The sequence below is a fragment of the Novosphingobium sp. SG751A genome (assembly GCF_013149295.1).
Taxonomy (GTDB): domain Bacteria; phylum Pseudomonadota; class Alphaproteobacteria; order Sphingomonadales; family Sphingomonadaceae; genus Novosphingobium.
Genome location: NZ_JABGCB010000002.1, coordinates 276,352 through 295,921, shown reverse-complemented (window position 1 = coordinate 295,921; position 19,570 = coordinate 276,352). Strand labels below are relative to the sequence as shown.

General features: G+C 63.6%; 14 protein-coding genes. 4 read left to right on the top strand and 10 right to left on the bottom strand.

Annotation, left to right across the window (positions count from 1 at the left end):
• Window positions 1–29: 29 nt before the first annotated feature.
• Entirely contained in the window at window positions 30–1,067 is a 1,038-nt protein-coding gene (locus FHW96_RS03710) for an N-acetylmuramoyl-L-alanine amidase (protein WP_172339205.1), read from the bottom strand.
• Window positions 1,068–1,890: 823 nt separating this feature from the next.
• Between FHW96_RS03710 and FHW96_RS03705 the strand changes: the two genes are divergently transcribed.
• The 4 genes from FHW96_RS03705 (at window position 1,891) to zapE (ending at window position 7,406) form a co-directional block, all read left to right on the top strand.
• Window positions 1,891–4,659 carry an Rne/Rng family ribonuclease gene (locus FHW96_RS03705; RefSeq protein ID WP_172339204.1) on the top strand — a complete coding sequence of 923 codons (2,769 nt, stop codon included), beginning with the start codon at window positions 1,891–1,893 and terminating at the stop codon, window positions 4,657–4,659.
• A 243-nt stretch (window positions 4,660–4,902) separates the two neighbouring features.
• Window positions 4,903–5,685 (top strand): succinate dehydrogenase iron-sulfur subunit, encoded by a 783-nt coding sequence (locus FHW96_RS03700; RefSeq protein ID WP_172339203.1) that lies wholly within the window; start codon window positions 4,903–4,905, stop codon window positions 5,683–5,685.
• A 154-nt stretch (window positions 5,686–5,839) separates the two neighbouring features.
• Window positions 5,840–6,247 carry a hypothetical protein gene (locus FHW96_RS03695; protein ID WP_172339202.1) on the top strand — a complete coding sequence of 136 codons (408 nt, stop codon included), beginning with the start codon at window positions 5,840–5,842 and terminating at the stop codon, window positions 6,245–6,247.
• 19 nt (window positions 6,248–6,266) lie between these two features.
• A complete protein-coding gene (gene zapE / locus FHW96_RS03690; protein ID WP_172339201.1) occupies window positions 6,267–7,406 on the top strand; it encodes a cell division protein ZapE in 1,140 nt (379 codons plus the stop codon).
• 49 nt (window positions 7,407–7,455) lie between these two features.
• On the opposite strand, the gene FHW96_RS03685 is transcribed toward zapE, so the two are convergent.
• The 9 genes from FHW96_RS03685 to FHW96_RS03645 all read right to left on the bottom strand — a co-directional run bounded on the left by FHW96_RS03685 (window position 7,456) and on the right by FHW96_RS03645 (window position 19,565).
• Entirely contained in the window at window positions 7,456–8,412 is a 957-nt protein-coding gene (locus FHW96_RS03685) for a crotonase/enoyl-CoA hydratase family protein (RefSeq protein WP_253950714.1), read from the bottom strand.
• Window positions 8,413–8,588: 176 nt separating this feature from the next.
• Window positions 8,589–10,499 (bottom strand): XrtA/PEP-CTERM system amidotransferase, encoded by a 1,911-nt coding sequence (locus tag FHW96_RS03680; RefSeq protein WP_172339200.1) that lies wholly within the window; start codon window positions 10,497–10,499, stop codon window positions 8,589–8,591.
• 11 nt (window positions 10,500–10,510) lie between these two features.
• Entirely contained in the window at window positions 10,511–12,052 is a 1,542-nt protein-coding gene (gene xrtA / locus FHW96_RS03675) for an exosortase A (RefSeq protein WP_371815622.1), read from the bottom strand.
• Window positions 12,049–13,284: a TIGR03087 family PEP-CTERM/XrtA system glycosyltransferase gene (locus FHW96_RS03670; protein WP_172339199.1), complete on the bottom strand. Its 1,236-nt coding sequence runs from the start codon at window positions 13,282–13,284 to the stop codon at window positions 12,049–12,051. The genes xrtA and FHW96_RS03670 overlap by 4 nt, the downstream gene beginning before the upstream one ends.
• Before the next feature lie 12 nt (window positions 13,285–13,296).
• On the bottom strand, window positions 13,297–14,376 hold the full coding sequence (locus FHW96_RS03665) for a FemAB family XrtA/PEP-CTERM system-associated protein (RefSeq protein WP_371815621.1): 1,080 nt from the start codon (window positions 14,374–14,376) through the stop codon (window positions 13,297–13,299).
• Window positions 14,373–15,263 (bottom strand): XrtA system polysaccharide deacetylase, encoded by an 891-nt coding sequence (locus tag FHW96_RS03660; RefSeq protein WP_172339197.1) that lies wholly within the window; start codon window positions 15,261–15,263, stop codon window positions 14,373–14,375. The genes FHW96_RS03665 and FHW96_RS03660 overlap by 4 nt, the downstream gene beginning before the upstream one ends.
• Before the next feature lie 26 nt (window positions 15,264–15,289).
• The gene (locus tag FHW96_RS03655) at window positions 15,290–16,486 is read right to left on the bottom strand and encodes an XrtA/PEP-CTERM system-associated ATPase (RefSeq protein ID WP_172339196.1); all 1,197 of its coding nucleotides are present in this window, start codon (window positions 16,484–16,486) and stop codon (window positions 15,290–15,292) included.
• 20 nt (window positions 16,487–16,506) lie between these two features.
• The gene (locus FHW96_RS03650) at window positions 16,507–18,528 is read right to left on the bottom strand and encodes a preprotein translocase subunit YajC (RefSeq protein WP_172339195.1); all 2,022 of its coding nucleotides are present in this window, start codon (window positions 18,526–18,528) and stop codon (window positions 16,507–16,509) included.
• Window positions 18,529–18,542: 14 nt separating this feature from the next.
• On the bottom strand, window positions 18,543–19,565 hold the full coding sequence (locus tag FHW96_RS03645; RefSeq protein WP_172339194.1) for an AAA family ATPase: 1,023 nt from the start codon (window positions 19,563–19,565) through the stop codon (window positions 18,543–18,545).
• Window positions 19,566–19,570 lie beyond the last annotated feature (5 nt).

Below are 19,570 nucleotides of genomic sequence, written 5' to 3'. Positions count from 1 at the left end.
AGCATGGGCAGGCAGGGTTTTGCCAGCGGTTAAGGCGTTGCAAGCGCGCCGGGCGTTTCGCCCTGCATCGGCGCCTCGCTCGGCATTGGCCTTTCGCTTTGCGTTGGCGTTTCGCTTTGTATCGGCGTTTCACGCTGGCGGGCAAAGTAAACGCGGATGGCCTGCGCGGTGGCATGGGCGAAATCGCGCCGCCCGGCGGGCGAGGACAGGCGCGCGGCGTCCTCGGCGTTGGAAATATAGCCCGCCTCATACAGAACCGAGGGCACATCGGGCGATTTGAGCACGACAAAGGCCGCTGATTGCAGCGCGCGCTCGCGGAAATCGATTCGCGCGCCGCCCTCCTCGCCCTGCCCTTCGCGCAGGATCAGACGGGCAAGGTTGGTCGACATTTCCGCCGCATGGCGTTGCGACAAATCAACCAGAATGGCCGAAACCGAACTGCTGGTATTGGCCAGTGACACGCCATTGACCGTATCGGCGCGGTTTTCCGAGGCGGCCAGATGCTCGGCTTCCTGGCTGCTGCCCCGGTCGGACAGAGTGTAAACAGTCGCGCCGTGCGCGCCGGGCGTATCGGCGCTGTCGGCGTGGATCGAGATGAAAAGGTCCGCCTTCATCCGCCGCGCAATGTCCGAACGCTCCTCCAGCAACAGATAGCGATCATCCATCCGCGTCAGCGCCACGCGGATGCCGCCCACCTCCAGCAGACGTTGACGCAGCGCCAGAGCCAGCGAGAGGGTCAACTCCTTTTCCGCCTGATGCTCGCCATGCGCGCCCGGATCATGGCCGCCATGCCCGGCATCGATCACCACCAGCGGGCTGTGCGGATCCTTAGGCCCGGCAATTTCAGGCAAAGCCGCCAGAGCGCCTGCCGGGGGCAGATCAAAGCGCACCACATAATCGCGTGTAAAGCCCGGCGCGCCCATCCAGCCGTCCACCAGCAACATCGCCACCAACAGCAGCAGAGGCGCAAACAGCGCAAAGATCAGCAGACCAAGCCCCCAACCGCGTCGGGGGGCCTCTTGCGGCTCGATGGGGTCGACAACAGGATCGGACGGGGCTTCGGGCATTGCGTGGGGCTATGGGGTCCATCGGGGCGAAAGCGTAATCTTTGGTAAGCGCTGCCCCTTATGGGTGCAATGGGGTTAACGGCGCGTTCGCATTAATCGCGCGCAGACCGTGAAAAAAGGGTAGAATCACGCATCGCATGGAACTTGCCCGGAAAGACAAGGGGTGCTAGCAGGGAAAGACCGGGGGCAGTCTATTCCCCGCGCCCCTGCCTTTTTCACAAGGTTCGCCCGACAAGCCAACAGGTAAAGCGGCGGACCGGTTCAAGGCAATGCCGCTCGCCAGTCGCCCCGATGCGATATGGCCGGGCCAAGCAAAAGGGAAGCGCGATAAAACCTGCCCTTGGCCCCGGTCGTGTTTTCTGGCCGGACGTACAGGTTGATGCAGGTATGATGAGTTGTGTTCCGTCCCAGAATCCGCAGCCGCAAGGCGGCTTTGCGGCGTGGGCGGAAGACTTGTCGATGGCAAAATGCTTCACGACAAATTGGTCGCCTATCAAGAAGCAGCCCGCGGTTTCCATTCGGGAATCAGCGGGTTTCGTTTCGATGAAGCAACATGCCATCGCCGCGCGCAGCACTTCGCGGCGCCTCCCTTGCCTTGCAGACACGAAAAACGCCGGCGGCCCTGATGGCGCCTCCGGCCTTTCCACTCATGCCCGGCGCGCGATGAACGCGCCAGGCCTGTCGATCCTCGCGCAGACGGCCATGGCCCCAACAGGGCCATATGTCGCGCCGCCGCGCGAACCACACCACAATTGCCGCGCCCCATTGCCGGGCCTTTCGCCACTGGGCACAGCCCGGACCGCGCGCGGCTGGAGAAATCATAATGTCAACGCGCATGCTGATCGATGCGCGCCACTCGGAAGAAACCCGGGTGGCGGTGCTCAAGGGCAACCGTATTGAAGAATTCGACTTTGACTCTGCCGATCACAAGCAGATCAAGGGTAACATCTATCTGGCCAAGGTGACGCGCGTCGAGCCGTCGCTTCAGGCCGCTTTTGTCGATTTCGGGGGCAACCGCCACGGTTTCCTGGCGTTTTCCGAAATCCACCCCGATTATTATCAGATCCCCAAGGAAGACCGCGAAGCTCTTCTGGCCGAAGAGGCTGCCCACGCCGAGGAAGAAGCCGCGCTGCGCGCTGTGGCCGAAGGCGAGGAAGATTTCGTCGGTGACGATGAACTGGGCGAAGGCCTTGCCGATGATTTCGCGGGCGGTGCCGTTGAGGACGCCGGTTCGCTGATCGAGGTGGACACGTCCGAAAAGGGCAGCGTGGCCACCATCGAGGCCGGTCATATCGAAGACGGTTTCGACGGCGACCACGAAGCCGAAGAAGCATCGGAAAGCGAAGATGGCGGCGAACGCCGGGGCCGTCGCGGCCGCCGTCAGGGCGGGCGCAACGCCACCCACGCCAAGGAAGCCGAAGAACTGCGCGCCAAGCGCATGGCGCTGCGCCGCCGTTACAAGATTCAGGACGTGATCCACCGCCGTCAGGTGCTGCTGGTTCAGGTGGTGAAGGAAGAGCGCGGCAACAAGGGTGCGGCGCTGACCTCGTACCTGTCGCTTGCGGGCCGCTATTGCGTGCTGATGCCCAATTCCAGCCACGGCGGCGGTATCTCGCGCAAGATCAGCAGCTTTGCCGACCGCAAGCGTTTGAAGACCATCATCGCCGAAATGGACCTGCCCAAAAGCATGGGCTGCATCGTGCGCACCGCGGGCCTTCAGCGCACCAAGACCGAGATCAAGCGCGACTTCGACTATCTGGCCCGCCTGTGGGACGATATTCGCGAAAGCACGCTGAAGTCGGCCGCGCCCGCGCTGATCCATTCGGACAGCGATCTGATCAAGCGCGCGATCCGCGACATCTATAACCGCGACATCGAGGAAGTGATTGTCGAGGGCGACGATGGCTACCGCGCAGCGCGTGACTTCATGAAGCTGCTGATGCCCAGCCATGCGCGCCGGGTGAAGCATTATGCCGATCCGGTCCCCCTGTTCCAGCGCTTTGGCGCCGAGGATCAGTTGACCGCGATGTATGATCCGGTGGTTCAGTTGAAGTCGGGCGGCTATATCGTCATCAACCCGACCGAGGCGCTGGTGTCGATCGACATCAACTCGGGCCGCTCCACCAAGGAGCATGGCATTGAGCAGACGGCGGTTGCCACCAACCTTGAAGCCGCCCGCGAAATCGCCCGGCAGCTCCGCCTGCGCGACATGGCTGGTCTGGTCGTGATCGACTTCATCGACATGGAATATGGCTCGAACGTCCGCAAGGTCGAGAAGGCCATGAAGGAAGCGTTGAAGAACGACCGCGCTCGCATTCAGGTCGGCCGCATCAGTTCCTTCGGCCTGATGGAAATGAGCCGCCAGCGCCTGCGCACGGGCGTGCTGGAGGCCACCACGCGCGGTTGCCCGCATTGCGACGGCACGGGTCTGGTGCGTACCGCAGGCTCGGCGGGCCTGTCGGCGCTGCGCCTGATCGAGGAAGAAGCGGCCAAGGGCAAGGGCACGGTCATCACCCTGTTCGCCAGCCAGGAAGCCTCGATCTATCTGCTCAATGCCAAGCGCCTTGATCTGGGCGAGATTGAGCATCGCTATGGTGTCTCGGTCGAAGTGATCCCCGAAGGCGAGAATGAAGGCGCCAAGATGCGCGTCGTCTCGTCGGGTCCGCGCAACGAATTCGTGCCCAAGTTCGAACCGCTGGTGCTGGAGGAAGACCTCGAGGATCTGCCGGAAGAGGACTTTGAGGACGAGATCGAGGAAGAAGCCGAGGAAGCCGAAGGCGAGAGCGGCGGCGAAAACGGTGGCGAAAGCGCCGATGGCCGTCGCAAGCGTCGTAAGCGCCGCCGTGGCCGTGGCCGTGACCGCCGCGAGGATGGCGCCGCCGAGGAAGGCGTGAGCGCAGAAACCGCCGAGCCGATCGAGGCCGAAGAAGGCGATGAGGCCGAGGAAGGCGAAGCCGAAGCGCAGTCCGAAACCGCCGAAGCGGGCGAAGATGGTCCGCGCAAGCGCCGCCGTCGCAAGCGTCGCCGCAGCCGCAACCGTGGCGAAGGCGAAGAAGGCGCAAGCGAGGAACAGGCCGACGAGGACGAGGCCGAAGCGGTGGCGGAAGCCGCCCCGGCGGTCGAAGCGGTTGAGGTTGCTCCGGTTGAAGTGGTCGTCGAGGCTGCTCCGGTCGAAGCCGCTCCGGCTGAACCCGTTGCCGAGGAAGCCCCGGCCAAGCCCAAGCGCGTCCGCCGCAAAAAGGCCGACGCCGCGCCGGTCGAAGCCGCTGTGGTGGAAGCCGCTCCGGCCGAGCCCGTTGCGGAAGAAGCCCCGGCCAAGCCCAAGCGCGTCCGCCGCAAAAAGGCCGATGCCGCGCCGGTCGAAGCCGCTCCGGCTGAACCCGTTGCCGAGGAAGCCCCGGCCAAGCCCAAGCGCGTCCGCCGCAAAAAGGCCGATGCCGCGCCGGTCGAAGCCGTTCCGGCTGAAGCGGCCCCGGTTGAGGTTGCTTCGGCAGCCCCCGTCGAGGCCCCTGCCGAAGCCGCTTCGGAAGGCGAAGATGACGCTTCTGCCGCGCCGCGTCGCGGCTGGTGGCAGCGCACCTTTGGCGAATAAGCCTTTGGGCGGCCAATAAGCCGGTTGGCCTCAAGGCCGGCCAAGCATCAAGCCGGGGAGCCCAGCGCTCTCCGGCTTTTTGCATAGGAGCACTTTTCCCCCGGATAGGACGCCAAAGCCTGCGACTTTCGCCGCAGTGCAAAAATCTCTGCTTGCTCCTGACCCACAAGACACTAGACAGGCGGGCAAGCAGGGGGCTATGCGCCCCTCACAGAATCTGTTCAGAGATGGAAGCAGCGGAAAATGGCCCAGTTCTCCCTCCCCGCCAATAGCAAGATCAGCAAGAATGGCATCGTCCATAAGGCAGAGGGCGCGACCAAGGTGAAGAAATTCACCGTGTATCGCTATGATCCCGACAGCGGCGAAAACCCTCGCTATGACAGTTTCGAGATCGATCTCGACGCTTGCGGCCCGATGGTTCTGGACGCGCTGCTCAAGATCAAGAACGAGATGGACTCGACGCTGACCTTCCGCCGTTCGTGCCGTGAAGGCATTTGCGGTTCCTGCGCGATGAACATCAATGGCCGCAACGGCCTTGCCTGCACCACCGCGATCGAAGACCTTTCGGGCAATGTGCGCATCACGCCGCTGCCGCATATGGAAGTCATCAAGGACCTCGTCCCCGATTTCACGCATTTCTATGCGCAATATGCCTCGATCCGTCCTTGGCTTCAGACCGTTTCGACCACGCCTTCGGGCAAGGAACGCCTGCAGAGCCCCGAACAGCGCGAAAAGCTCGACGGTCTTTATGAGTGCATTCTGTGCGCCTGCTGCTCGACCTCATGCCCTTCGTACTGGTGGAACAGCGACAAGTTCCTTGGCCCGGCGATCCTGCTTCAGGCCTATCGCTGGCTGGCCGACAGCCGCGACGAATTCACCGGCGAGCGTCTGGACGAGCTGGAAGATCCGTTCCGCCTCTATCGCTGCCACACGATCATGAACTGCGCCAATGTGTGCCCGAAGGGCCTGAGCCCCGCCCGCGCCATTGCCGAAATCAAGAAGATGCAGGCCGAACGCCACGTTTAAGGCCAAGGCCCCGAACGCAAAAAGCACCGCCCGGTTCCCGCCCGGCGGTGCTTTTTTGTATCCGATTTCCGCGCAAACTCTTGATGCGACCCTTACGAATAGGTTAGCGACAGGTAAACGGTCGCAATCTGCGCTTGACCCTCGGGATAATACGATGCTCCGCACCTCGCTTGCCTGCCTTGTCGCCCTCGCCGCCCTTGCCACGGGGGCGCAGGATGCGCATGCGCAGGCCCGCCGCCAGATTTTTGTCCAGAACGCCTGCTCGCGCCCCTTGCGCGTCCTGCTGGATTATACCGATCACAAGGGGCTCCACGATCAGGGGTGGTATTATTTCAACCCGCGCGAAAGCTCGTATCTGCGCTCGCCCGCCGGGGACAAGCTGACCCAGATTGAAGATATCCCGCTTTACGCCTATGCCGAAACGACCGACATGGGCCGCAAACTGCATTGGCAGGGCAACGGCCCGGAAATGAAGCGTGACGGCGGCATCTATCGCTCGATGCCCTTGACCACCAAGGTCGACGGCGATGGCGATATTCTGGCCCGCATCACCTGCGATTGAGAGTTAAAAAGACGCTACGATGGTCAAGCCTGCGACTGTGATTGAACGCTATCGGGCGTTGATCAATACCCATGAATTGCGCGTCGATCGGGAACAGGCGGCGGCGGCGGAGCGGTTGAACACACTGCAACAGGAACTGGAGGCCACGCCTTCCGGGGGCGGGTTCTTTGGCCGCCTGCTCGGGCGCAAGCAGGTTCGCGCGCGCGGCGTCTATATGTGGGGCGGGGTCGGGCGCGGCAAATCCATGCTGATGGACCTGTTTCACGACACGCTGAACATCACCGAAAAGCGCCGCGTGCATTTCCATGCCTTTATGCAGGAAGTCCACGCGATCATGCGCGATGTCCGTCAGGGCGAAACGGGTGATCCCATCCCGCTGGTCGCCGCGCGCATTGCCGAGGGGCTGCGCGTGCTGGCCTTTGACGAGATGGTCGTCAACAATTCGGCCGATGCGATGATTATGAGCCGACTGTTCACCGCGTTGATCCACGACCACAATCTGACGCTGGTCACCACCAGCAATCGCGCGCCGTCCGAACTCTACAAGAACGGCCTCAACCGCGAACATTTCCTGCCCTTCATCGCGCTGATCGAGGGCGAGTTGGATGTGCTGACGCTCAACGGGCCGGTCGATTACCGACTCGAACGTCTGGCCGGTATCCGCAGTTGGCATTGCCCGTTGGGCCTGCCCGCGACCGAGCGGGTCCGCGAGGTATTCTTCCGCCTGACCGACTTTCCGCCCGAGGATGCGCGCCATGTGCCATCAGCGGATCTGGATGTGGGCGGCGGACGGATGCTGCATGTGCCCAAGAGCCTGAAAGGCGTGGCCGTGTTCAGCTTTAAAAAGCTGTGCGGCGATGCGCGAGGGGCGGCCGATTATCTGGCGGTGGCGCGGGCCTATCACACGGTCATTCTGGTGGGGATCCCGCGCCTTGGCGTGGACACGCGCAACGAGGCGGCGCGCTTCGTCACCCTGATTGACGCGCTCTATGAGCATAAGGTCAAATTGTTCGTGACGGCGGACGCCCCGCTCGACCGGCTTTATGATTCGGGCGACAAGGACACCGACACCGGCAGCTTTGAATTCGACCGCACGATCAGCCGCCTGACCGAGATGCAGAGCCAGGATTACATGGCCAAGGGGCACGGTGAAGAATAAGTGGGTGAAAGAATAATGAGGGGGCGCCCGTAAAGCGCCCCTGCCCCCTTTACGCTGCCGCCGTATGATTGCGCGATTGCGCCCCGGCCAGACGCGACATCAGCTTCAGATCGCTCTCCGACAGGCCCAGCGCAGCCTCGGCCCACAGATCGACAATGTCGTTCAATTCCTGCAATTCAAGCGGAGCGGCCCGCCGGATCGCCTTTTGCGCGGCCACCAGCCCGCCATGGCGGCGCTGATTCTTGGCGATGAAGTCCTGAACATAGGCAACGCCCTCACCCTTTTCGGCCAGATGCGTCACCACGCCCAGATCGTACATTTCCTGTGCGCTATAGGTGCGGTTCGACAGGATGATTCGCTGCGCCGCCGCCGTGCCCAGCTTGCGCGCCAAAATCGCATGCGCGCCCATGCCGGGGAACAGGCCGAACATTACCTCGGGCAGGCCAAAGGTCGCGCCCTTTTCCGCCACCAGATAATCGAACGACAGCACCGCCTCGAAGCCGCCGCCCAGCGCCTGCCCCTGAACCAGCCCGATCGTGACAATCGGCAGTTCCAGCGCACGCCGGTTGCGGTCCAGAATGGCCACACAGCGATGGCCATAGGCAGCCAGCCCTTCGCGGTCCTGTGAGCGGATCAGGCTCTGAAACAGCTCCAGATCGCCGCCAAAGCCAAACACGCCCGGCGTCCGGCTGCCCAGCACCAGATAGCGCAGGGGGATCTTGTCCGGCCCGAAATTGGCCGCGATCAGATCCTGCCAGTTTTCGAAATCGCGCAGGAACGAGGGGGTAAAGCTGGGGCGGCCCGAAGGACGCATGAAGGTCCAGATCGTGCCTGCCGCATCGTCATACAGGACGTCGAGTTGTTCAAGATCGGTCAGCGCCTCAGGAACGGCAAGCCGGTTCTTCGCCGCCTGGACAGGGTCCTCTTGCGGAAAGAAGATGCCATGATTGCCCCCGTTGTCCCCATAGGGAGGCAAATTGCCCATTTCACCGGTGATCCGGTCCATTGTCGTCACGACCCTTTCCGATCACGGGAAGTGCCGCGCGATTGCGTCATCCCGTTCTCTTGTATCGGGTAAAGTTTAGGCATGCTAAGCCACGGATTGCAAAGACTTTTTACATCAATGCGTCCCAAAATGAAACAATTTTTTTCGATTAATCCCGGCGCCGGTTGTAAAGCGTATCAGGCAATTCCCAGATGGACAAGCGACCTGTCGAGCATCAACAGCTGCCACAGGAGCCGCGAGTGGTCAGAAAGCCCGGAAATATGCGCTTCTGCGATTTCGTTGAGGTTAACGGGATTTAACCAACCCATGCGCCCCAGCGCCCCGCCGCCATCTTTGGCCTGCGCTGCGATTTTTCGCGCTTCGCCCGCCAAAGGCCCGCGCAGCCATTGCGCGATGGGGGTAACGAATCCCTGTTTGGGGCGAAACAGAATGTCATCAGGCAGATAGCGCCGCATCGAGTCTTTGAGCAGCCACTTGCCCTGCCCGCCCGCCACGCGCAGATTCTCCGGCAGGGTGGCGGCGAATTCGATCAGTCGGTGGTCGAGTAAAGGCTCGCGCGCCTCAAGGCTGACCGCCATGCTGGCCCGGTCCACCTTGGTCAGAATATCGCCGGGCAACCAGAATTTGAGATCGGCATATTGCGCCCGGTCCAGCCCGGAACGCGCAGGCGCGCGGGCCATACAGTCCAGAAAGGCCCGTTCCGCCCGGTAATCGCCGCGCAGCCGCCGATATTCCTCGGTATAGAGCCGGTCGCGCAAAGCAGGCCCCGTTACGCTGATCGCGTCTGTATAGGCCTCCTCGCTCGTCCGCGCGAGGTTGAGCAGCGTGGTCTTGGCCCGCAGCGGTCGCGGCGCCCAGTCCGCCTTGGGATAGAGCCGCCCCAGAGTGCCGAACACGCCCTGACGCAGCCCGGCCGGGATCATGCCCCTCACCCGGTCCTCGCCATGCTGAAACACATGGCGGCGGTATCCGGCGAAAGCCTCATCGGCCCCATCGCCCGACAGCGCCACGGTCACCGTTTCGCGCGCCAATTGGCACACGCGCCATGTCGGCAGGGCGCTGGCATCGGCAAAGGGTTCGTCGAACATCGCGGTCAGATGATCGACCGCCTCGAAATCATTGGGCGACACTATACGGCTTTGATGATCGGTGCCGAATTGCTCGGCGATGCGCCGGGCATAATTGCTCTCGTCCAACGCCTTGACGTCAAACCCGATGGAGCAGGTCTTGACCGGCGAATTGCTCGCCTCGGCCATCAGCGCGACCACAGAGGAGGAATCGACCCCGCCCGACAGAAACGCGCCCAAAGGCACATCGGCCACCATCCGGCTGGTGACGGCATCGCGCATCAGATGGATGAGTTCGGCCGACAGATCCGCCGCGCTGCCCTTGCGCCGCTCGGCAAAGCTGACATCCCACCATTCACGCGGAGCCGGTTTGGGCGCGCCATGCTTCAGGATCATCAGATGCCCGGCGGGCAATTTCTCCACCCCGCGCAGCATCGAGCGATGATCAGGCACATAGCCCCAGGCCAGATAATCCTCGACCGCCAGCGGGTCGATCTCGCGCCGCAAGCCGGGATGCGCCATCAGCGCCTTCAGTTCTGACCCAAAAATCAGACTGCCATCCGACAGCTCGGCCAGAAACAGCGGCTTGACCCCCAACCTGTCGCGCACCAGCAGCAGCGAGCGCGCATCGAGATCATAGATGGCAAAGGCAAACATGCCCGACAGGCGCGACACGCAATCGGCACCCCAGCGCTGATAAGCTGCAAGGATCACCTCGCTGTCGCCATCGGTATGGAATACCGCCCCCTGCGCCGCCAGTTCGGCGCGCAATTCGCGGTAATTATAGATCTCGCCGTTGAACAACAGCATGGCCCGACCATCGGTGGACGCCATCGGCTGGGGCGAACCGGCAATGTCGATGATCGAGAGGCGGCGATGCCCCATGCCGATGCCTGGTGCCGTCCACACCCCAAAGCCATCAGGCCCGCGATGGGCAATGGCATCGCACATCCGCTCAACCCGCGCCGGATCGACCGGCTTGGGGGTCTCAAGGTGAAAGATTCCAGCAAAACCACACATATGAGAACCCCTTACAAACCCTTGGCCGCCGCGTCCATCCAGTCGCCGATCGGCCCCGCGCCGGCCCTGAACGCCGCAAGCGAATCCGCCGCCCGAAACGCCCCGCCCTCTTCGGCCGAGAGAATCAGCAGCATCGTCGCGCGGCGGCGCAGCAAAAGGCGGTCGATGATATTGGCCAGTTTCAGCCGCGCATTGCTGCCCGTCACCAAGTCGCCGGTCTTATAGCTGGTCTGGGCCAACCTCTCGGTCGGGCCACCGGCGAGCAGGCGGTCGCTATGCGCGCCCGCCACATCCGGCCCCGGCGCCTGCCATGACCATCCGGTTTCGGGGCGCAGCGCACCTTCGCCAAAGCCGCCCGCCTTCTTGCCCGGCCCTTGCGAGGCGTAGAGCGCGAAGAACACGTCCACCTCATGCCCCTGCGCATCGGCATAGCGGCCCAGCAGGCGATGATCGGCCCCGCCCGCGCGCGGCTCCCACGCATGGCGCGGCGCGTAATCGACCCGGTGCCAGCCCGCCACCTCGGGCAGGGCAATGCGCGCAGGCATGGGCGCCGCCAGACGATCCGCCGCCATCACCCAACCTTGCGCGGCGAGCACCATTGCCGCCAGCGCGCCAAAGCACGCCCCCGCCGAAATCCCGCGCACCGCAGGCAGACGCAGCGCCATCACCGCGTCCGCATCGAGCATCGGCGCACCCGCCGCCCGGTCGAAAAACCGCCAGCCCAGCGCGATCACTCCGGCAATCACAGCCGCAAAGAAGAACCAGCCATAAATGATATGATCGACCCCGCCCGCCACCGCCGCGCCGTAATATTGCGCGACATAGACCGTGCCCCACGCCCGCACGCCATTGGCCAGAATGGGCGCGGCCACGCACAGCGCCATAAACGCCGCCCGTCGTCCCCATGAAACAAAGCACACATGCGCCGCCAGCGCGCCAAAGGCGATCATCGCGACAAGGAACTTCACGCCCGAACAGGCCTCGGCCACCTCGAACAGGCCCGCAGGCGTGGCGATGAACACGCCGTCGATCCGCGCCGGAATGCCGCTGATATGGACAAGAGCAATGGTGATCTTGGCGGTAATCGTCTGAAGCAGCGGGATAGCCTCATCGCCAAAGGGCACCAGAAAGCCCATATAGGCCAGCGGAAACAGCAGGCCCAGCGCAGCGCGCAGCCCCAGTACCAAAGGCACCGCCGCGATCAGCATCGCCACCGCCGCAATCTGGGTGATCTGCGCCACACTGGCCAGCGCGCCCAGCGCCCAGAGCAGCAGCGCCCCACCCATCAGCCCCAGCCCGCCGCGCCACATGCCCACCGGCAGGCGCAACAAATCGGGCAACCTTTGCGCCACCAGCCAGCCCAGAATGGCCGGAACCATCAGAATGTGATTATAGGTGGAACTGTCCCACCACTGATGCCCCATCGCGGCCCAATCGCGCCAGAACAGCGCGATCAGCCCGACCCAGACCAGCGCCAGCCTTGCCAACGCCCCGCGCCATGCCTGATCCACCGCCCATCCCAGGCGGCCCTGTTCAGACAGGCTAAGGCTCACGCCGCATCGCGCCACTTGCGCAACGGCGCCGAGAGCATATCGGCCAGCGGCGCCAGCGTGCTTTGCCAACTGGCCCGTTCGACCACAAGGCGGCGCGCATCAATGCCCATCGCCTTGCCCGCCTGCGGCCTGTCAGCCAGATTATTGACCAGCGCGATGAGCGCCTCGTCGCTGTCGGCCACGGCGAAATGATGGCCCGCCACCGCGTTGATGCCATTGGCCGCCGCGCTGGTCAGCACCACCGGCAATTCCATTGCCATGGCCTCAAGCACCTTGTTCTGAACCCCGCGCGCAATGTCGAGCGGCACCAGCGCCATATCCGCCGCCTTGAGCCATGGGCGAATGTCATCCACCCGGCCCCAGACATGCACGCCCGGAACACTGCTCAACGCCTTGACCGCATCGGTCGGGCTGCGGCCCACGATGTGGAATGTGGCGCCGGGATGGCGCTGGCGCACCTGGGGCAGGATATGGCGCGCCGCGCGAATGGCGGCGGCCACATTGGGTTGATAATCCATCTGGCCGGTAAAGATCAGGCGCGGCCCCGGCATCGTGGCCATCCGGCATTCCGGGCCGACCTGCAAAGGATCGAAATATTCCGAATCGATACCATTGCCCAAAACCTCGATCCGCACCTGACGCGCCAGCGCGCCCAGCCTTTGGGCAAAAAGATCCGCCTCGGCCCGGCTGATCAGCAGGTTGAAATCGGCGCGGGCGGCAAGGCGGGCTTCCTCGGCGGCCAGCAACCGCCCCTCGCGGCCATTGACCCAGCCCATCGGCCCACGTGATTTTTCCGCATAGGCGTCGAATTTGGCCGAATCGACATCGACGAAATCCATGATGACCCGCCCCGCGAAATCATCGGGCACATATTGGCCCATCTGGCTCGAAAACACGTAGATCGTGCCGATCCGCCCACTGGCCAGCTTTTCGCGCACATAATTGGCCATGCTGGCATCGCGAAAAGCGGTCAGGCTGATCGGCTTACCTTGTTTGAGCGCCTGAAACCCGGCCAGCACCAGAGGCTTGGTCCGGCGCGCCAGACGATAGGAATGGGCCAGCGAGGCCAGTTCGACCTCTTCGGCCAGATCGGCGTGATCGTCGGCAAAACAGCCCACATGCAGCGGCGCCATCCGCGCCAGACGGCGCAGGATATGGTGCGAGCGGATCTTGTCGCCCCTGTTGGGCGGGAAAGGGATCCGATGCGAAAGAAAGAGGATTTCCGTGCTCATTCCAGCCTTCCCCTATCCCAGCCCCCGCGCAATCCATGGCCCGATCAGATTGGCCACCGGCAAGGGCAGCTTCTTCCACAGGTCGATCCGGCGCGAATGGGTCGCGCTGGTGGGATCGGCATCGCGTTTGGGCGCGCCCGGCGCGGTCCATACGCCATAGGAAAGCGGCTGCGGATCAAAGCCCCAGTTGCGCTTGAAATCATAGGCGCCGCTGTTCGTCTTGCTGCGCCCGAAATCGAAATGGGTGCATCCCCGGCGGCGGGCATGCAGCATCAGCTCGTAATACATACGGTCATTGGCCCGCAGCCGCCGCGCGTCCCACGTGCCGCCGCCCCAATAAGGCATGACCGCGCCCTTGTGATAGACCGACAGCACGCTGGCCACCGGGGCGCCATCGTGGCGGATGGTCAGAATATCGGCATCATCGCCAAAGAGGTCCAGCACCGCATCGAACAGCGCGCGCGGAAAAACCGGCGTGCCCAGATTGCGCACGCTTTGCGCATAGACGCCGTAATGGGCCAAGCGGCTGGCGGGGCCATTGCCGGTTTCCACGGTCAGGTCGCCCGCAAGGCTCTTGCGCACCTCGGCGCGCTGCTTGCGCGGGATGGCGGTCAGTTCTGCCTCGTCGCTTTCGGCCAGCGGGCGGATGAAGCCGCAATGGCTCTCGCGCTTGATCGCCCAGCCCTTGCGGGTTTCGGGCAGCGGCCCGCCGCGCAATTCGACGGACGGGCTGGACCGACGCAGCGCCAGTTCCTCCACCGCCGCGAACAGAGGCGCAGGATCTACATCGGGCGCAACCAGCACGCCCCCACCCACGGCAAAGCCGCTCGACGCCAGCACCCGGCCAAAGATCGGGGAATGCACCTGCGTCAGCGGCAGATAGCCCTCGACCACGCCGCAGCGGGTCAGCGCCAGCGCCAGCGCATCATTGCCTGTGCCACGCGCCACGGCCTGCAACCAGACGGGGCGGTGGAAAGGCGTGGCATCGGGATGCACGGCCAGAAAAGCCTCGATCGAGCGCACCGCGTCCGGGGCATTCAGATCGACCAGCCCCACGCGCAGATCCACATCAATACGAAAGGGCGCGTTCACCGCTCGAACTCCACCACCCGCAAAGCTTCGGTTGCCGCCACGTTGTCCATACGCCCCCATGCGAATTCTTTGAGCATTCGCTGTAACTTAGCCTCCATTCCGTCAATATTTGTATAATGACGCAGGCGACTTTTCAGCGGAGCATTGGCAACGCGGGGCTGATCTGTGTCCACTTCCCACGGGTGAAAGTAAAAGATGATCGGGCGTTCGTCTTGTTCATTGACGCGGCGCATCGCCCATTGACTGAAGGCATAGGGCAGCACGCGGAAAAAGCCGCCACCGCCCGCCGCCATACGTCGCCCCATCGCCTCGACCGTGGTGACCGGGATCTCGATCAGATCGGCCCCCGCCACCGGGCGGAACGCGAAACGCGGGGCCTGCCGCCAGCCATAATGGTCATGGGCAATCGGGGCCACGCTGCTGGAATAGAGATAGCCTTGGCTGGCCAGAATTTCGTGTGCCCATGGGGTGCGTGTGTCGATGGAGAAGCTGGGCGCGCGATAGCCGATGACGCGCGCGCCCGAGGCATCCTCCAGCGCCTTGCGCGCATCGCCAATGTCGCGGGCAAAACCGGCGCCGTCCATCGTGAACACGCGGGCATGGGCCCAGCCATGGCTGGCCAGCTCATGCCCCTGCTCCACGATCCGCCGCATCAACGCCGGGTGGCGCGCAGCCACCCAGCCCAATGTGAAGAACGTGGCCTTCACGCCAAGATCCGCGCACATATCGAGCAGGCGGTTGGTATTGACATCAACCCGGCAGGCCAGACTGTCCCAATCGGCTGGGTCGATCACCTTTTCAAAGGCGCCGACCTGAAACCAATCCTCAACATCGACCGAAAACGCGTTGACCAAGCGGGCCTTTACCAGCGGCGTTGCGGCCACCATACATCTGTCTCCCGGCGAGAAGGGGATCAGGCGGCGACGCGCTGCGCCTCGTCGCGCTCGATCCATTCGATCAGCATGGTCAACGTGTGGCGGATCGTGCGGTCCTGCTCGATCAACCGGCTTTCCAGCTTGGCCAGACGTTCCTGCATCACCTCGATGGCGGCCTTATGCGCGGCATCCGCGCCTTCCAGCCCCGAGGTGTCGCCCTGATTGGCCAGTTCGATCACGGCCTGCTGCAATTCGGCAATCTGGCTGTCGCGCTGGGCCAGAGCGGCCTGAAGCTGGGTCAGGCCCTCAGCAGCAAACTGCGCCGGAATGGCCTGCGGCTGCGCCGATGTGGGCAGCGTCAGCCCCTGCGCGGCGGCCGTGGCCGGCGTAGGCTGGCTGGGCGCGGGGGCGATCTGCAAACCGCCATCCGCCGTCAGTTCGGCCAGCACCTGCGCCAGCATCACGCCGTCGATATGCTGGCGCTGTTCCACCGCGCCAAGGATCAGCAGGCGGTTGACGATCTGGTTGATCCGGCGCGGCACACCGCCCGTGGCGGTGTAAAGTTCGGCAAAGACGCGCGGATCGAATTGCGGATTACCGTTCCAGCCCACCAGACGCAGCCGGTGCATGATATAGGGCTCCATTTCGCCCGGCTCCATCGCGTCGAGGTGATGGGCCGCGATCACGCGCTGGCGCAATTGTTCAAGGCCGGGGTGGCCCTGCAGGCTGTCGCGGAATTCGGGCTGGCCCAGCAGCAGGATTTGCAGCAGCGGGTGGCTGCCCAATTGGAAATTGGACAACATGCGCAATTCTTCGAGCGCGCCCAGCGCAAGATTCTGCGATTCGTCCACCACCAGCAGACAGCGGCGGCCCGCACGGGCCTCGTCATGCAGGAATTTTTCGATCGCGCCCAGTGCGCTGGCCTTGTCCTGCCCCGGCACGCTCAGCCCAAAGGCCTGCGCCACGACATGGACCAGTTCGCCGCTGTCCAGACGGCTGGTGACGATCTGCGCCGCGGTCAGCCGGTTGCGGTCGATGGTGGCCATCAGATGGGCCACCAGCGTCGATTTGCCCGCGCCCACCTCGCCGGTGATGACAATGAAGCCTTCGCCCTGCGCCAGACCATAGCCCAGATAGGACAAAGCCTTGCGATGGGTCAGGCTCTCGAAATAAAACGCCGGATCGGGGGTGAGCTGAAACGGGCGCCCGGTGAAACCATAGAAATTATCGAACATTCTTGCTCTCCCCAATGGGATCAGAAGGTGTAACGCATACCAAGCGCGGCCGCCGTGCTCCACAGGTCATCGGCCTTTTCGCGGGTAATTCCGTCCAAAGCCAAGGATGCGGTCGCCGTCAGATGGCGCGACATGTAATACTGATAAAGGCCCACGGCGCGAATGGCGTTGATGTCGCCCTGCGCGGTGTTGAGCCCGCTGATATATTTATACCCGTCCAGCGTGGCGCCAAAGGTCGAACGCGGAGTCACGTGATAGCCCAGATAGGTCGAGACCCAGTAATACTGGTCCACCTTGCCGTTGATATTGGCCAGAATGGTGTTGGGGGCCGTGATGTACTGGCGGCGCTCATAGCCAAAGCCGATGCCGCCGCGCAGACGGCTGCGGTCAAACGAATAGCCGGCCGAGAAGCCATTGCCGCGATAGACCGTCGAGTTGACCGAACCGATGGAGCCGGCAAGGCAATTGCCCGAAGTCGCCGCCGCAACGCAGCTCGACAGATTGCCGGTGATCGCATCGCGCACCGTCGAAAATTGCGTGGGCAGGTTGAAGAGCGAATTGGTCAACGCCCCGCCAAAGCCCGTCACGCCCTGATAGACCACCAGATTGAAGCTGGAGTGATCGTCGGGCTGATAATTGATGAAACCATAGCCGCCCAGACGGCCATAGCGTTCGCCGACATGGAACTCCATGTTGGTGCGGCGGCTGGGGCGCCATACCACGCCCGCGTCCCAGATCAGGCCCTCGGTGTCGAAGGCGATCTGGCGGCCCTGCGAATAATCGGTGACATAGCGGCCATTGGCATCGACAATGACATTGCCCGCGCTGTCAAATTTGGCGTTGCGCGCCGAAACCCGCACATGTTCATAGCCTGCGCCGCCCACCAGCGACACGTCTTCGGCCACCGGGATCGTCACCGAACCGCGCACATGCTTGTCGCTGACACGCTGGGTCAGGTTCGATACGTCTTCCTGATAGATGCCCGCGTCCACGCCAAGACCAACGGGAAGCCCCTCGCCCGGACGGTTGCCGATGGCAATGCGGCCTTCCTGCACGGTCGAATGGTCCAGCCGGTCAACACCCGCCGAAACGCCGTTGGCGTTGACATTGCCCTGCGAATTGAGCGCAGTGTAACCGGCATGATAATGCGCGGTCACGGCCACATCGCCCTTTTGCGTGGCAAGGGTCGGCCCGGCATAGACCGAGTAAACCTGAGTCAGCGAATCCGCCCCCACCGCGCTGGAGCCAAAGGCCGCGCCGGTTTCGGTCACATAAGTGCGATTGGCAAAGCCGCCGTAATCGACGCGCAGCGCATTGGGCACGATCGAGGAGGACATGCGCGCAATGCCGGTCACGCCATCGGTGTTGCTCTTGCGGTTCCAGGTGAAGCGGCGCTCGTAACGGGCGGAAATCACGCCCTGATTGTTGCGTCCGTTGATCGTCGCGTCCGCGCCCGCCGCCAATGTTGAATAGGTGACGACATCGTCATTATAGGCAAGGCCGCTGCGCGAGCCGAGGTTGGCCTGCACCACCTGTGCGGCCTCGATATAGGGGCGGATCGCCAGACGGCGCTTGTCCACCGTGCCCTGATCGAACACGCCAAGACGACGCGGCTTCATCGTGGTCTTGCCGCGGGTCGAATTATAATCGTCGTCCGAATAGGCCGCCGAGGCCAGATCGCCGCTGCTGTAGGCCGCGCCGTAATAGCGGCCCGCGCGGTCCGCGGGGGTTTCGCGGCGGTTGGTGTTGCTGGTGCGCAAACCATCGGCCTGCGTATAGGTTACGTCATTGTCATAGGAGAAAGGCGTATAGGGATTGGCCCCGATCGCCTCATCCTGCTGGACCACGCCCTGCGCGCCATTGTCACGACTGTTGTCGGTGGTCTGGATAGTATTATCGGCAAGATTGGGGGCGATGGCCTGCATCGCCGCATCGTTCAGACCCTGTGTCTGGGCGGCAGTCTGGCGGGGCTGGGCGGCGGCCACCTGCGGCAAAGCCGCAAGCACCACGCCCAGAGCCAGAACAGAAATCCGATGAGGCATCGCCCGCATAATCTTTACCCGCGATAGTTGTGATAGGTGCCGAAGCGACGGCCGCTGGGGCTGAATTGCACCCCGTTGAGCAGCGCCTGCACATTGGGACAGCCCGCCGACAACAGGCCCGCGGCATCCTGTACCGCGCTGCCTGAGGTCTTTTCTGCCTTCACCACCAGCACGGTCTGGGCCGACAGCTTGGCGACCTCGACCGCAAGAGCAGCGGCCAGAACCGGCGGGGTGTCGAACACGACCACCCGGTTGGGATGCCCTTCGACAAGGCGGGCAATGACCGCCTTGGCACGGGCCGAGGCCAGATATTCGGAGTCCGAAGCCGTCGGACGGCCGCCCGGCAACACCGAAAGCCCGCCCAGATCGGTCTTGATCACCAGATCGCGCACGTCGATGCGCGGATCGGCAATCGCATCGACCAGACCGGGGCCAGAAGGCAGACCCAGCGTCGAAAGCACCGAGGAGCGCGCCATGTCGAGATCGACCAGCACGACTTCGCTGTCCTTTTCCGCCGCGATCGACATGGCAAGGTTGATCGCCACAAAGGTCTTGCCTTCCTCGGGCAAAGCCGAAGTCACAAGGATCGCCTGAGCCTCGACGCCCGCGCCCTGACGGCGCAGATCCTCGACCTGTTCGAGAAGCTGGCGCTTGACGATGCGGAATTCCTCGACCTGCGCATTGGCCGCGCCTCCCGGCACCGCGAAACCTTCCAGCGCGAGGCGCTGGTGGTTGATGCGATGGAAGGAGGGCGCCGGAGCAGCGGGCGCGACGGCAGGCTGCTGGGGCGCGAACTGGGGCGTATGGGCGGCCTGTTCGCCATACATCGGCGGCGGCGCAACCGGGGCCACGATGGGCGCCGGAGCATAAGCCTGCGCCGGAGCCTGCGGCGTCAGCGAGGGCGGCAGCAGATCGGCCGGACCCGAAGGCGGCACGAACTGGCCGCGATCGAAGGCCTGCATCGCGCGCTGGATCAGCGAGCTGTGCGATTCTTCCGGCTTTTGCGGAAAGTCCTGATTCTTGAGAGGTTCGTTCATGTCAT

Bases quoted from the DNA above. Each gene is read 5' to 3' on its own strand.
- FHW96_RS03645 (WP_172339194.1), bottom strand. From the start codon at position 19,565: ATGAACGAACCTCTCAAGAATCAGGACTTTCCGCAAAAGCCGGAAGAA.
- FHW96_RS03650 (WP_172339195.1), bottom strand. From the start codon at position 18,528: ATGCCTCATCGGATTTCTGTTCTGGCTCTGGGCGTGGTGCTTGCGGCT.
- FHW96_RS03655 (WP_172339196.1), bottom strand. From the start codon at position 16,486: ATGTTCGATAATTTCTATGGTTTCACCGGGCGCCCGTTTCAGCTCACC.
- FHW96_RS03710 (WP_172339205.1), bottom strand. From the start codon at position 1,067: ATGCCCGAAGCCCCGTCCGATCCTGTTGTCGACCCCATCGAGCCGCAA.
- zapE (WP_172339201.1), top strand. From the start codon at position 6,267: ATGGTCAAGCCTGCGACTGTGATTGAACGCTATCGGGCGTTGATCAAT.
- FHW96_RS03705 (WP_172339204.1), top strand. From the start codon at position 1,891: ATGTCAACGCGCATGCTGATCGATGCGCGCCACTCGGAAGAAACCCGG.
- FHW96_RS03685 (WP_253950714.1), bottom strand. From the start codon at position 8,412: ATGGACCGGATCACCGGTGAAATGGGCAATTTGCCTCCCTATGGGGAC.
- FHW96_RS03700 (WP_172339203.1), top strand. From the start codon at position 4,903: ATGGCCCAGTTCTCCCTCCCCGCCAATAGCAAGATCAGCAAGAATGGC.
- FHW96_RS03695 (WP_172339202.1), top strand. From the start codon at position 5,840: ATGCTCCGCACCTCGCTTGCCTGCCTTGTCGCCCTCGCCGCCCTTGCC.
- FHW96_RS03660 (WP_172339197.1), bottom strand. From the start codon at position 15,263: ATGGTGGCCGCAACGCCGCTGGTAAAGGCCCGCTTGGTCAACGCGTTT.
- FHW96_RS03670 (WP_172339199.1), bottom strand. From the start codon at position 13,284: ATGAGCACGGAAATCCTCTTTCTTTCGCATCGGATCCCTTTCCCGCCC.
- FHW96_RS03680 (WP_172339200.1), bottom strand. From the start codon at position 10,499: ATGTGTGGTTTTGCTGGAATCTTTCACCTTGAGACCCCCAAGCCGGTC.